The 12,323-nt window shown below is 68.3% G+C and carries 14 protein-coding genes; 5 read left to right on the top strand and 9 right to left on the bottom strand.

The genetic code is table 11. The features are described 5' to 3' along the window. Positions 1-14: 14 nt before the first annotated feature. On the top strand, positions 15-1,481 hold the full coding sequence (locus ACWDUA_RS14965; RefSeq protein WP_449751788.1) for an AIM24 family protein: 1,467 nt from the start codon (positions 15-17) through the stop codon (positions 1,479-1,481). A 69-nt stretch (positions 1,482-1,550) separates the two neighbouring features. Here the strand turns inward: ACWDUA_RS14965 and ACWDUA_RS14960 are convergent, their stop codons facing one another. Further along, a complete protein-coding gene (locus ACWDUA_RS14960; RefSeq protein ID WP_449751787.1) occupies positions 1,551-2,141 on the bottom strand; it encodes a TetR family transcriptional regulator in 591 nt (196 codons plus the stop codon). 113 nt (positions 2,142-2,254) lie between these two features. On the opposite strand from ACWDUA_RS14960, the gene ACWDUA_RS14955 reads away from it, so the two are divergent. Then, positions 2,255-3,151: an SDR family oxidoreductase gene (locus ACWDUA_RS14955; RefSeq protein WP_449751786.1), complete on the top strand. Its 897-nt coding sequence runs from the start codon at positions 2,255-2,257 to the stop codon at positions 3,149-3,151. Positions 3,152-3,877: 726 nt separating this feature from the next. Here the strand turns inward: ACWDUA_RS14955 and ACWDUA_RS14950 are convergent. Then, positions 3,878-4,687 (bottom strand): thioesterase family protein, encoded by an 810-nt coding sequence (locus tag ACWDUA_RS14950; RefSeq protein ID WP_449751785.1) that lies wholly within the window; start codon positions 4,685-4,687, stop codon positions 3,878-3,880. Further along, the gene (locus ACWDUA_RS14945) at positions 4,684-5,112 is read right to left on the bottom strand and encodes a hypothetical protein (protein WP_449751784.1); all 429 of its coding nucleotides are present in this window, start codon (positions 5,110-5,112) and stop codon (positions 4,684-4,686) included. The genes ACWDUA_RS14950 and ACWDUA_RS14945 overlap by 4 nt, the downstream gene beginning before the upstream one ends. A gap of 133 nt (positions 5,113-5,245) precedes the next feature. On the opposite strand from ACWDUA_RS14945, the gene ACWDUA_RS14940 reads away from it, so the two are divergent. After that, the gene (locus ACWDUA_RS14940) at positions 5,246-5,701 is read left to right on the top strand and encodes an SRPBCC family protein (protein WP_020791081.1); all 456 of its coding nucleotides are present in this window, start codon (positions 5,246-5,248) and stop codon (positions 5,699-5,701) included. 95 nt (positions 5,702-5,796) lie between these two features. Here ACWDUA_RS14940 and ACWDUA_RS14935 read toward each other — a convergent pair whose 3' ends face one another. Genes ACWDUA_RS14935 through rplN form a run of 4 tightly spaced genes read right to left on the bottom strand, consistent with a single transcriptional unit; the run spans position 5,797 to position 7,251 of the window. Beyond that, positions 5,797-5,982: a type Z 30S ribosomal protein S14 gene (locus ACWDUA_RS14935; protein WP_007319192.1), complete on the bottom strand. Its 186-nt coding sequence runs from the start codon at positions 5,980-5,982 to the stop codon at positions 5,797-5,799. 1 nt (position 5,983) lies between these two features. Then, positions 5,984-6,562, bottom strand: a complete 579-nt coding sequence (rplE, locus tag ACWDUA_RS14930; RefSeq protein WP_449751783.1) for a 50S ribosomal protein L5 — start codon at positions 6,560-6,562, stop codon at positions 5,984-5,986. Position 6,563: 1 nt separating this feature from the next. Further along, a complete protein-coding gene (gene rplX, locus ACWDUA_RS14925) occupies positions 6,564-6,881 on the bottom strand; it encodes a 50S ribosomal protein L24 (RefSeq protein WP_449751782.1) in 318 nt (105 codons plus the stop codon). Between the two features lies 1 nt (position 6,882). Continuing rightward, a complete protein-coding gene (gene rplN, locus ACWDUA_RS14920) occupies positions 6,883-7,251 on the bottom strand; it encodes a 50S ribosomal protein L14 (RefSeq protein WP_449751781.1) in 369 nt (122 codons plus the stop codon). 629 nt (positions 7,252-7,880) lie between these two features. Between rplN and ACWDUA_RS14915 the strand changes: the two genes are divergently transcribed. Further along, a complete protein-coding gene (locus ACWDUA_RS14915; protein ID WP_449751780.1) occupies positions 7,881-8,849 on the top strand; it encodes an enoyl-CoA hydratase/isomerase family protein in 969 nt (322 codons plus the stop codon). A gap of 206 nt (positions 8,850-9,055) precedes the next feature. Here ACWDUA_RS14915 and ACWDUA_RS14910 read toward each other — a convergent pair whose 3' ends face one another. Continuing rightward, positions 9,056-10,459, bottom strand: coding sequence for an amidohydrolase family protein (locus ACWDUA_RS14910; protein ID WP_449751779.1), 1,404 nt, complete (start codon positions 10,457-10,459; stop codon positions 9,056-9,058). A 48-nt stretch (positions 10,460-10,507) separates the two neighbouring features. Here ACWDUA_RS14910 and ACWDUA_RS14905 point away from each other — a divergent pair, with 48 nt between their 5' ends. After that, positions 10,508-11,806 carry a CoA transferase gene (locus ACWDUA_RS14905; protein WP_449751778.1) on the top strand — a complete coding sequence of 433 codons (1,299 nt, stop codon included), beginning with the start codon at positions 10,508-10,510 and terminating at the stop codon, positions 11,804-11,806. On the opposite strand, the gene ACWDUA_RS14900 is transcribed toward ACWDUA_RS14905, so the two are convergent. After that, positions 11,784-12,215 (bottom strand): LuxR C-terminal-related transcriptional regulator, encoded by a 432-nt coding sequence (locus ACWDUA_RS14900; RefSeq protein ID WP_449751777.1) that lies wholly within the window; start codon positions 12,213-12,215, stop codon positions 11,784-11,786. The genes ACWDUA_RS14905 and ACWDUA_RS14900 overlap by 23 nt on opposite strands. Positions 12,216-12,323: the final 108 nt, after the last annotated feature.

Genomic DNA, 12,323 nt, shown 5'->3' with positions numbered 1-12,323 from the left:
TGCGTGATGTGGGCATGAGGCAACTGGCACCCGGTGAGAACACCGTGCTGCCCGGCACCGTCGTGGCGGTGTCGGTGCGCTCGGTGTCACCGGTGAACACATCGGCGGTGCTGCTCACCGCAGCCGGGCGCGTCCGGTCCGATGCCGACTTCATCTTCTACAACCAGCCTGCCGGACCCGGCGTCTCCTACCGTTCCGAAGGACCGGTGGACGTGATCACCGTCGACACCGCCCGCCTGCCCGCCGACATCGAGACGGTGGCGATCGCCGCGAGCCTCGACGGCACCGGACCCACCGCCTTCGCCACCGCGGGCACCCTCGAGGCGTCGGTCAGCTCACCGTCGGGCGGGGAGCCGCTGGGCTTCACCCCACCCGGGCTGACGAGCGAGTCCGCGGTGGTCTGTCTCGAGATCTACCGGCGCTCGGGCGCATGGAAGGTCCGCGCCGTCGGCCAGGGTTACGACACCGGGTTGACCGGTCTGGCAACAGCGTTCGGAATCGACGTCGAGGACGATCCCCCTCCGCCCGGCCACTCGCCACGGATGGCCGATCCCCAGCCGTGGCCACCGCCGCCCACCCCACCGACACCCACCCCGGCACCGTCCACACCCAACGGGCCGGCCCCGACCGTGTCCACGTCACCCGCGTCCACCCCCTCCGTGTCGAGTGCACCCGGCCCCACCCCCACGCCCCGCGGCCCCGCGCCCGTTCGCCCAGCACCCGTCTCACCGCCTCCGGGAGTCTCCATGCACAGTGACCTGTTCGCCCCCAGCCACGCCGAGGTCGACGGGATCGGCATCCAGAAGCAGGGCAGCAAGATGTGCCGGGTGGGCCTCAACGGCGAGATCATGGCCCGCGCGGGATCGATGGTCGCCTACCAGGGCGACCTCAAGTTCGAGGCCCTCGGTTCGGGCGGGTTCGGCCGCATGATGCGGCAGGCGATGTCCGGTGAGGGCGTCCCGCTGATGAAGGTGACCGGTCGTGGCGACCTGTTCCTCGCCGACGCCGCGTCGGAGGTGCACCTGATCGATCTCGACGGTTCCGACGGACTGACCATCAACGGTGCCAACGTGCTCGCCTTCGACCCGTCGCTGCAGTACGACGTCCGGCGCGTGCACGGCGCCGGGTCGATGAGCAACGCCGGCATGTTCAACTGCGTGTTCACCGGCCGTGGCCGGATCGCGATCACCACCGACGGATCGCCGGTGGTGCTCAACGTCGACTCCGCCACCTACGCCGACCCGCAGGCCGCCGTGGCCTGGTCGTCGAGCCTGCAGACCTCGGTGAAGTCCAACGACTCGTTCAACCTCGGCACCCTGATCGGCCGCAGCACCGGTGAGCGGTTCACCCTGGCGTTCGCCGGCCACGGATTCGTCGTCGTGCAACCGTCCGAACTCCCCCGCCGCGGCATGATCAGCGGCAGCGGCAGCGGTGATCAGGCCGGTGTCGGCGGCATGCTCGGCGGATTCCTGGGGCGCTGAACCGCTCTCGCCCCGGCGGCGCCGCATCGAGGGGACGCGCGCCTGTCAGCGCGCCGCGCGCACCTTGTCTCACATCGCAGACCGCAGGTCCGCGACGCCGTCCTCGACATAGGTGCCGAGCGACCGTACAGCACCCGCAGACACCCACTGTGCAAAGGCGACCTTGAAGACCGCCACCCCGACCTCGGCGACCACGGCGGCAGGCCCCGCGGGCGTTCCCCGCTCCTCCAGACGTGCCGCCACGGCGTCGGCGAGCATGTCCAGCTTGCGTAGTTCCCGCTCGCGCAGGCTGCCACTGGCATCGATCACGGCGGCACGGCGCAGCGCGTAGTCGACCCGTCCGTCGAAGAAGTCGGCCGTCGCGGCGAATGCGGTGGCCACCACCTCGATCTCCGGTAGACCCCGCGGGCATGAGTCCATCGCCGCGAGCACCACGCCCTGCAGGGTGTTGCTCCCGTCGAACAGCACTTCACGCTTGTCGGCGAAGTGCCGGAAGAAGGTGCGCTCGGTGACCCCGGCCCGCGTGGCGATGTCACCGGCGGTCGTCTGATCGAAACCTCGCTCGGCGAACAACTCGACAGCCGCGCTCGCCATGCGGGTGCGCGTGTCCGGCTCCCAACGTCCCATGGACGAATAATAGGTGATGACAGTTTCTGACATCGGTGCTACCGTCGATGATGTCAGAAACTGACATCGCAACATCGCTGTGCTGACGATCGATCACCGACGATCTCAGCACCAATCCTGTTCCCGTTCCCACAGAGGAGTCACCAATGCGCGTATTCGTCACCGGCGCCACCGGCTGGGTCGGCTCGGCCGTCGTTCCAGAACTCGTCGATGCGGGCCATGACGTGGTCGGACTCGCCCGATCCGACGCCGGCGTCCGGGCACTGACCGCCACCGGCGCACAGGCCGTGCGCGGCAGTCTCGCCGATCTCGATGTGCTCCGGCATGCCGCAGCCTCCGCCGACGGTGTCGTCCACCTCGCCTTCATCCACGACTTCACCCGGATGGCCACCTCGATCGAGACCGACCTGGCCGTCCTGCACATGTTCTGCGACACGCTGGCCGGCAGCGACCGACCGTTGCTGTTCGCGTCGGGTATCCCGTTGCTGGGCGGATCGAAGATCGCCACCGAACTCGACACCAGCGCGGCAAGCCCCCGTGGAAGCGTCGAGGCACAGATCCTGCCCGCCGCCGAACGCGGAGTCCGGACGGCGGCGTTACGCTTCGCCCCCACCGTGCACGGCACGGGCGATCACGGATTCGTCGCCCGACTCACCGACGTCGCACGCCAGGCCGGCCATTCCGGATATGTGAGTGCCGGCGAGAACCGTTGGCCTGCAGTGCATCGCAGCGATGTCGCGACCATGACCCGGCTGGCGCTGGAGAAGGCACCGGCCGGGTCGGTCATGCAGGCCGTCGGCGAGGAGGGCATACCCACCCGGATCATCGCCGAGGCGATCGGCCATAGCATCGGCGTCCCCAGCCGCTCGGTCACCGCCGAACACGCCACCGAACAAGCCGGATTCATCGGCACACTGTTCGGCGCGGACCTACCCGCGTCGAGTGCACGGACGCAGGACCTGCTCGGCTGGACCCCGGTGGGACGCACTCTGATCGAGGACATCGAGGCCGGCGCGTACACCGACACCGCACAGGTCGGCTGAGTCCGGTCCGGTGGTTCGGAGTCCGCACGACCAGGATGTCCCGCCGCAGGATGTCAGTACCTGCTGCAGGTGTGCAACGCCTTCTCGATGGCCTGGTGTGTGGCCTTTCGCTGCTGCGCACCCACGCCGCGGTCATGTCGGAACCCGACCACCGCAGACCGGTTCGGATGGTCACGACGTTCCTTGTCCCGCAGCTCCTTTCGTTGCGCGAGAGACAACAGGAGCATCTCGTCGAAGTGCTTCTTGAGCTTCGGATGAGAGTTGATCTGCTACCCCAGATGCGGATCCAGCGCGGAGAGCGCCTTTCCACCTACCCCACCGTGCAGGACGTTCCGTAGGCGTGATGCGGCGCCGGTGGAATCGTGGGGGCGGCACCGGCGATACCGGCGCCCCCGATCGCCAACCCGGCGACGGCGACCGTCAGCCGCAGCCTCACGCTTCGCGAACTCTTCGACATTCTCGACCTCTTCCCGTACTCGTTCCCGACCGGCGCCGGCGACGCACACACAACCGCGAAAACCTATGTGCAGCATGAGGATCAGCCGCGAGAGCACTCCAGTGGGACTGGGTACGAGCAACGGTCGAGAACTGGTCAACCCGCATCACGACCAGCGCCGGGGGAACCGCATCGATGGTCGGCTCTCACCATCACAGCGGCGGGCGACAGAGGATCGGCGGCGATGACGCAGCGGCGACGCCGGCCTGCGAGCGAGAGCGCGTGAACGCTCAGACGAAGATCGCGACCGTCTGGGTTCCGGTCATCACCAGGCGCCCCTGCACATCCCACGCCTCCATCGACTGATAGGAGTAGCCACCTCGTGACACGATGCTCGACGAGCGCAGCAAGAACCACCCGGTGGCATCGGCGATCTCGTCGCAGACGTCGATCGACCACATCACCGTACTGATCGGCGCCACATCCGAGAACGCCGTCATCGCCGCGGGCGGGAGACTGTCGCCGAGTGCGACGAGCGCGACCGACGGGTCCACCCCCGAGGCGTCGCGGTGGCGTACCCACCAGATCATCTCGGGGACTTCGGTACCTGTCACCGGCATCGCGCCACCGGCCACGCGGCGTTCGAAGTTGCCGGCGAACGACGGCTCCATCGACGACGATCCGTCGAGGCCAGGGCAGTCATCGGGGCCGGCGACGTCGGGCCGCGCGATCCGATCGTGCTCGACGGCGCTGTCGCGCGGAGCGGAGAAGATCAGGGTCGAGTGTGCTGCAATCGAATCGCCACTGCGCGTCTCGACCCCCACACTCGTCACCGATCGACCCTCGCGCAGACGGCGCGCACTCACGGTCATCGAGGAGGCGGCGGGCGCCGTGAACGCGAACTGCGCGGCACGCAGCTGGGGGAGCACGACTCCGTCGGTTCGCTGGGCAGCCGCGACCGCGAGCGCCGCGGTGAGGCCGCCATACGCCGTGCGCCCCTGCGTCCATCCCGCGGGGATCGCGACGTCTGCGTCCGGACGGAAGTCCGCGAGGGCCTCTGCCAATGACACCCTGGGCACTCCGCTCTCGATTACCGTCATGCGGCCATACTATGCAGCCCGTCATAGTCCGGTGACAACGGGGCGCCGCCACCCACCCGTCGCCGTACCCTCCCCCACCACCAGGTGTCGCAATCTGTCGGCCCGACCACGATGGTGTGCGAATGCTGTTCCAACTGCCGGCGATCGACATCCCGCTCGACGCCCACCTCGATCGGATCTGCGCTCCCCTCGGCATCGCAAGCCTGCCGATCGGTCGTGACCGTGAAACGCCACACCCCGGGGCATCGACCACCGCACGCACCGACGACGCACAGCCGACTCGTCAGGACACCCCGTGCCCGATTCCGTCGTGGTCGGACCGCGCACGCCACCGACACCGACACCGACACCGACACCGACACCGACACCGACACCGACACCGACACCGACACCGACACCGACACCGACACGATTGCATCAGTCAACCAGTGGACAGCGAATGTCTTTGTTACACAAAATAATCAACCTGCCCATCGGCAACCGACCAGCGTAGCGTGGGCTACGCACCATGTCACAGCAACCCGCACTGTCATCGATTCGCATCCGAGGCGATTCATCATGCTCGAAGCCGGCTCCACCGTCACCATCGCACACCCCGTCGACGTCGTCTGGGAGTACTGCATCCAGCCCGACCACGTCATGCACTTCACCCCCGGCACCATCGAACTCCGCTCCCTGACCGACGGACCGGTCGCAGTCGGCACGAAATGGGAGGGCACCACCCGCATTCTCGGCCGCACGATGAAATGGAAAGGCGAGTACGTCCGCGTCGATGCCGACAAGGGAAGCGAGTTCCGCTCCACCGAGTCGCCCTTCCGGTTCACCATCACCACGGAGGTCACCGAGACCTCGGCCGGCACCGAGTTCAGCTATCACGTGCTCAGCGAGCAGGGCCTCGGCGGCATCTTCGGCAAGATGGCCGATCCGATCGTCGTCCGCGCCTATCAGCGGTCGCTGAACGCATCGGTCGCCGACATCCCCGACCTCATCGACGACTGGCTGACCGAGCACTGAATCACTGCCGGACACCGAGAGCACGATCGGCCCCACCTCCGCGGGGAGGTGGGGCCGATCGCACAGATCAGTGTGCCGCTAGACGCGGCCTGAAGTCACCAGCTGGACTTCTGCACACCCGGGAGCTCGCCGGCGTGCGCCATCTCACGAAGGCACACACGGCACAGGCCGAATTTGCGGTACACCGAGTGCGGACGACCGCACTTGTTGCACCGGGTGTAGGCCCGCACGGCGAACTTGGGCTTCTTGTTGGCCTTGTTGACCAGAGCCTTCTTTGCCATGTCAGTTGTCCTTGCTGTTGTTGTCCTTGAACGGGAAGCCCAGGTGACGCAGCAGCGCCCGGCCTTCGTCGTCCGTGGTGGCAGAGGTCACGACAGTGATGTCCATACCGCGCGGCCGGTCGATGTTGTCGATGTTGATCTCGTGGAACATCGACTGCTCGTTCAGGCCGAAGGTGTAGTTGCCATTGCCGTCGAACTGACGGTCACTCAGGCCACGGAAGTCGCGGATACGCGGCAGGGCGATCGACACCAGGCGGTCGAGGAACTCCCACATCCGGTCGCCACGCAGGGTGACGCGAGCACCGATCGGCATGCCCTCACGCAGCTTGAACTGCGCGATGGACTTGCGGGCGCGACGGATCTCGGGCTTCTGGCCGGTGATCAGGGCGAGGTCGGCGACCGCACCGTTGATCAGCTTGGCGTCACGGGCGGCGTCGCCGACACCCATGTTCACGACGACCTTGACGACGCCCGGGATCAGCATCACGTTGGCGTAGTCGAACTCGGTGTTCAGCGCGTCCTTGATCTCGGCGCGGTAGCGGGTCTTCAGCCGGGGCTGAACCTTTTCGGTACTGGTCATGTCAGATGTCCTTCCCGGTCTTGCGCGAGATACGGACCTTCTTGCCGGTCTCCTCGTCGACGCGGTAGCCGACGCGGGTGGGGTTGCCCTCGGAGTCGACGACCATCACGTTCGAGACGTGGATCGGGGCCTCCTGGGTCACGATTCCGCCCGAGGATGCGCCACGCTCGTTGGCCGAGGCGGCGGTGTGCTTCTTGATGCGGTTGACGCCCTCGACCAGAACACGCTCTTCCTTCGGGAAGGCCTGGATGACCTTGCCCTTGGCGCCCTTGTCCTTGCCCGAGATGACGATCACGGTGTCACCCTTGTGCACCTTCATGTCAGATCACCTCCGGTGCCAGCGACACGATCTTCATGAACTTCTTCTCACGCAGCTCACGGCCGACCGGGCCGAAGATGCGGGTTCCACGCGGATCGTTCTCACCCTTGAGGATGACGGCGGCGTTCTCGTCGAAGCGGATGTAGCTTCCGTCCGGGCGGCGGCGCTCCTTGGTGGTGCGCACGACGACGGCCTTGACGACCTCGCCCTTCTTCACGTTGCCGCCAGGGATCGCGTCCTTGACGGTGGCGACGATGACGTCACCAATGCTGGCGTAGCGCCGAGACGAGCCGCCCAGCACGCGGATGCAAAGGATTTCCTTTGCCCCGGTGTTGTCGGCGACCCGCAGGCGAGACTCCTGCTGAATCACTCGATTCTCTCCTTGACCTGGATGTCGTCGATGCACTGGACCGCTTGCACGATCCACCGCATCTGTGCGCCGGATTTCCGACCCAGGCGCACACGGTCTGTTGCCACCGAGCACACGCCTGCCTTGGACTTTCCGCAGGTAGCGGGCCATCCCAGTGGGTTCGTGTGCCGATTCGCGGTACTCGCGTACCGCAGGCAACCCGTCAAGTGTAGGGGAAACCGCTGGTCGGAACCAAATCGCGGTCCGACGGCCGGTATCCGAGCGCTCCGAAGATGATCTCTCACCGCCGATGAGAATCCAATTCTCGTCAGGTTCGAACCGTGTTCGCGGTCGACCGCCCGTGACTCGCAGCATGAAAGAGCGCCACGATCGGCGTGGACGGCCGGCGACGACCGCCGCGGTCGGCGTGACCTCCTCGAGGAGGCTCCACACCGAGGACTGCCCTGTCCCGCGGGGTAGATCGCTCCCACGACGTCCCACCGCGGCTGTGCGCGTCCATGCCGTGCCTCGACGTCGGCAGGCCCTTGGCCGACGTTTGCGCCACACTGCCGTCGATCTGCAGATCACCCTCGTGCGTCCGACTACCATCCGGACATGACCTTGTCTCCCGGACGGGACCGGTGCCGGGCATGATCCACGTCGTCGACGCACATTCACCCCCCGATCCGGAGTTGCCGCCGGTCACGTCACTGGCACCACCGATCGTGGCGGTCATCACCGACACCGACCGGCCGCCCTCGCCGTACTGGCTCGGTCTGGCGTCTTTCACGCTCACCGAATCGCCCACCGATGACCCCCGTTGTGTTCGGGTGGACTCCATCGACGACTCCCTCGCCGTGATCGAATCCGGCTGTACCCGGATGCCGATCACCGCGGCGACCACCGCGGACGTGTTCCGGGTGGTCAACACCGACGGTGATGTCCGGCCGGCGCTGGTGACGGAGTCGTTGGCGTATTCCACGCTGCAGTCCGGCCCCGAGTTCGCGCAGTGGATGGCCGAGCGCGGACCGACCCGGATCGCCACCGACCCTGAGGAACCCGTCGTCTATGAGCGGGACGGCGATGCACTGCGCATCCTGTTCAACCGCCCGTACCGCCACAACGCCTTCACCGACGCCATGCGTATCCGGCTACTGGAGGCGCTCACCGTCGCACAACTCGACACCTCGATCACCGACGTCGAGATCCGGGGTGCCGGGCGATCGTTTTGCAGCGGTGGCGATCTGGCCGAGTTCGGCGCCTTCGAGAATCCGGCAGCGTCTCACCTCGCCCGGACACGACACAGTCCGGCACTCGCGCTCGACGCCCTCCGCGGGCGCCTCGGCTCCCGCTGCCGCGCCATCGTGCACGGCCAGGTCCTCGGCAGCGGCCTGGAGATGGCGGCCTACTGCGGACGCGTGACCGCCCACCGGGATGCACGGCTCGGGCTTCCCGAACTCAGTGTCGGACTGGTCCCCGGCGCGGGTGGAACGTACAGCATCTCCCGACGGATCGGCCGTTGGCGCAGCGCCTACCTGGTACTGTCCGGCCACTCCATCGATGCGTCGACGGCGTTGGAGTGGGGTCTCGTGGATGATGTGGTCGACGATGCGGGCTGAGCCCCGTGCCGACCGGAGACATCGTTCTCCTCGCTGATCGTGCCTACGTCACCGGTGTGGGCATCTCGCTCGCCGGGTGAACGCCCGATGACGTCAGTGGTGAACCGCCGGAAGTGCCCTGCGGTCAGCCTGACCTGCAGGCACTGTGCTCAACCGACAGCGGACTCAACCGACGCCGGGTGACGCCGACGAGGGGTGATCCCGACTCAACGAGTCGCTGTCACCCGATCCACCCGGACGTCCCCGGGCGCGGCGATGACATCGGCCCACGGGCGATCGAGGATCAGCAGGTCACCGGGATCGCCGACCCGTACGCGCCGCGGCGGACCGTCGGGCCGGGCGGCGGGGGTGCAGTGTGCGGCGACGGCCTGCGCGACGCCGATCCGTTCACCGGCGTCGCCGACGAGCCGGCCACTCGCGGTCCGACGTTCGGCGGCCGCGGCGATCGTCTGCCACGGGTCGAGCGGACCGTACGGTGCATCACTGCTCAAGGCCACGGGCACCCCGGCACGGATCAGTGACCCGCAACGATAGAGATCTGCGCGCTCGGATTCCGCTGTGCCATCGAGGAAGTCGTCGCCGCGATGCGGGAGGAAGCCGGGCTGGGTGACGACGATGACGCCGAGTCGCGCCAGCAGGGCGCCGCCTTCGGGCGGCACCATCCCGGCGTGCTCGATACGGTCCCCCGGCCTGACCCCGGCGATCTCCCACGCGGCGAGCAGGAGCGCGAAGGCGACGCGACTGACGCAGTGCACCGCGACCGATCGGTGGTCGGCGTGCGCTGCGGCGATCCGCGCGACCAGATCGTCGAGGCCGGGGAGGTCCGAGTCGGCGATGACGATCTTGTACGGCCCCACCGTGATCCGCGGATGATCCAGCCGATGCCCGACGGGCACTCCGAGCAGGTGCAGGTGCCCGGTCACCAGCCCGTCGTCCACGGCCCGGATCAGCGCGCCGAGCCGGTCCTCGTCGAGATCCGGAGTGGCATCGGTGGATTCGACGATCCCGAGGTCGTACAGGCGCCGCCCGACGTCGGTGAGATCCGGCGGTCCCGACCTCGGGAGTCGCGATCGCAGCCAGTCGTCGGCGCGCCAGACACGTCCGGTGGGTTCGCCGTGTGCGTCCACCTCGACGCCCGGATGACCGCCCGCGCCGACCCCGGCGGCCCGGAGTGCGGCGGTGTTGAGCATCCACAGCGCTCCGCTGCGGTGCTGGACCCGTACCGGCCGGCCCGGTTCGATCCGGTCGAGGTCGGTACTCGTGAGGTCCCCGGCCACCGATTCGACGTACCCCACGCCCCGCACCCATCCGTCGGGTCCCACGGGGGCGGTGTGCAGTGCCTCGGCCAGGGCGGTGCTGTCGGGGACCGCCGGTGGGCCGCACTGCACCGACGTCGACGCCGCGGCCATCGCGTGCATGTGCAGATGATGGTCGGTGAACCCGGGGATCACGGCGGCGCCGGCGGCGTCGACGACCTCGTCACCGGGCCTTCGTATCCCGGTACCGACGGCGTCGATGATCCGGTCGCCGCCCGGTGCGGGCGCGATCCGGATGTCGAGGGTGCCCGAGCGCCCGAGGTCGGCCCGCTCGATCACCACACCCGCGTCCATCCGGTCAACCTACCGGTAGCGTGATCGGCGACGGCGAAGGAGACCTCGATGACCGGCGACCGGTGGGAGCAGTCCGGCCTGGCCTTCCTCACCGGCGATCCCGACGGCCCGCCCGATCACAGCCGCGCCCCCCTGCTTGATCGCGCCCAGGCCAACCTCGACCGTTTCCGCACGCTCACCGGGGTGCGCACATCTCACCCCGATGCCGCCGAATTCCTCAGTGGCCGAGCCGCACTCACCGGTTTCCGGCGCGGCGGCCGGATCTCGGCGGGTGGTGCCACCCGTCTGATCGCCGCCCGGGACACGTGGTGTGCGCTGTCGCTCCCCCGCCCCGACGACGTCGATCTGGTCCCGGCACTTCTCCAGTGCCCCCTCGAGAGCACCGATGTCTGGCCTCATGTGGAGGCCGTGGTCGCCGAGTCCGACGCCGCCGAGTTCGTGGCACGAGCGCGACTGCTCGGACTGGCGGCGGCGGTTCTCGGTGAGGTCTCCCCGGCCCCGACCCCCATCCGATCCCGCGGCACGACACGGGCGCACCGCCCGATGGGTGATCTCCTCGTGGCCGACCTCTCCTCGTTGTGGGCGGGACCGCTGTGCGGTCGGCTGCTCGCCGATGCCGGCGCGACGGTGGTGAAGGTGGAGGGCGCGATGCGCCCGGACGGTACGCGGCGCGGGAATCCGGAGTTCTTCACCTGGATGAACGGGCCGAAACTCGCCTATGCGGCCGACTTCTCAGGAGATCCCGCAGCGGTGGCCCGTCTCCTCCGGGCGGCCGACGTCGTCATCGAGGCCTCACGCCCTCGTGCCCTGGCCCGGCACGGCCTGGATGCCGATCATCTCGCTCCGCGCGCAGGTCAGGTGTGGCTGCGGATCACCGGCCACGGGGCCGAGGGCGAGGCGGCGCAGTGGGTCGGATTCGGGGACGACGCCGCGGTCGCCGGCGGGCTGGTCGGACGAAGCCCGCGGGGACCGGTGTTCTGCGCCGACGCGATCGCGGATCCACTCACCGGCATCGAGTCGGCACGACTGGTGACCGAGGCACTCGACCAGGGTGGTGGGGTGCTGATCGACGTCGCGTTGTCGGCGGTCGCGGCCCGGCACGCGGCTCTCGGGACGTCCGAACACCACGTGGGCGCCATCGCCCGGGACCGAGCCCCCCTGAGACAGGTCCCCCAGACACAGGACCCACAGCCACTGGACCCAGAGACACAGCGACGGCCGGGTCTGCATGAGACCCGGCCGTCTGTGCCGCTGGTCGGCGGTCACCCGATCCGTGCGGTCGGGGCCGACAACCCCGTGGTGGACGCGCTCGTCGACGAGCGGCTCACCAGTCCTCGAGACGGGTGATCCCGTCCTGCAGCGCCCGCGCGAGCAGGTGCGTCTTGGTGGGAGCGGGCCGACCCACTGCGGTGTACTTGGCGCGGATGCGGGCCAGGTGGGTACTGACCGTGGACGCTGCGATGAACAGCGCCTCGGCGGCTTCTTCCTTGGAATCGGCTGCGAGCCACGCCATGAGCACCTCGACCTCGCGGCGAGACAGCTTCGGTTTACGCACCGGCGGCGCCACCGGCACCACCGGCTGCTGATGCTCGACGCCGGGCGCGACGGGCCGTCCGGGGATGGGGCGCTCGAAGTGCGGACGGCGATAGTCCGCGATGCGGGTCACCGGCGGGCGCATCGGCTGACGCGCCTGGGGTAGGGCCCGTCCGGGCACACGAGCGGGGGAAACCGGGATATCGGTACTTGCGGTCGTCACCGTAAGTCCTCCTGTTCCGGTGGTCGCGGGGCCGACCACTCACCTTCTGACTTGGTTCGTCACAGGAGATTTTAAGGTGCTACACAGTCTGGCAACAGTCCCCTAACA

The organism is Gordonia sp. NPDC003376, assembly GCF_053589235.1.
This window is presented reverse-complemented; position numbering and strand designations above follow the sequence as displayed.

What these genes read in the sequence shown, in the direction of transcription:
- rplE (WP_449751783.1), bottom strand. Translation starts at nt 6,562, where the DNA reads ATGACCAGTACCGAAAAGGTTCAGCCCCGGCTGAAGACCCGCTACCGC.
- ACWDUA_RS14955 (WP_449751786.1), top strand. Translation starts at nt 2,255, where the DNA reads ATGCGCGTATTCGTCACCGGCGCCACCGGCTGGGTCGGCTCGGCCGTC.
- ACWDUA_RS14905 (WP_449751778.1), top strand. Translation starts at nt 10,508, where the DNA reads ATGACCGGCGACCGGTGGGAGCAGTCCGGCCTGGCCTTCCTCACCGGC.
- rplX (WP_449751782.1), bottom strand. Translation starts at nt 6,881, where the DNA reads ATGAAGGTGCACAAGGGTGACACCGTGATCGTCATCTCGGGCAAGGAC.
- ACWDUA_RS14915 (WP_449751780.1), top strand. Translation starts at nt 7,881, where the DNA reads ATGATCCACGTCGTCGACGCACATTCACCCCCCGATCCGGAGTTGCCG.
- ACWDUA_RS14960 (WP_449751787.1), bottom strand. Translation starts at nt 2,141, where the DNA reads ATGTCAGAAACTGTCATCACCTATTATTCGTCCATGGGACGTTGGGAG.
- ACWDUA_RS14935 (WP_007319192.1), bottom strand. Translation starts at nt 5,982, where the DNA reads ATGGCAAAGAAGGCTCTGGTCAACAAGGCCAACAAGAAGCCCAAGTTC.
- ACWDUA_RS14910 (WP_449751779.1), bottom strand. Translation starts at nt 10,459, where the DNA reads ATGGACGCGGGTGTGGTGATCGAGCGGGCCGACCTCGGGCGCTCGGGC.
- ACWDUA_RS14965 (WP_449751788.1), top strand. Translation starts at nt 15, where the DNA reads ATGAGGCAACTGGCACCCGGTGAGAACACCGTGCTGCCCGGCACCGTC.
- ACWDUA_RS14950 (WP_449751785.1), bottom strand. Translation starts at nt 4,687, where the DNA reads ATGACGGTAATCGAGAGCGGAGTGCCCAGGGTGTCATTGGCAGAGGCC.
- ACWDUA_RS14940 (WP_020791081.1), top strand. Translation starts at nt 5,246, where the DNA reads ATGCTCGAAGCCGGCTCCACCGTCACCATCGCACACCCCGTCGACGTC.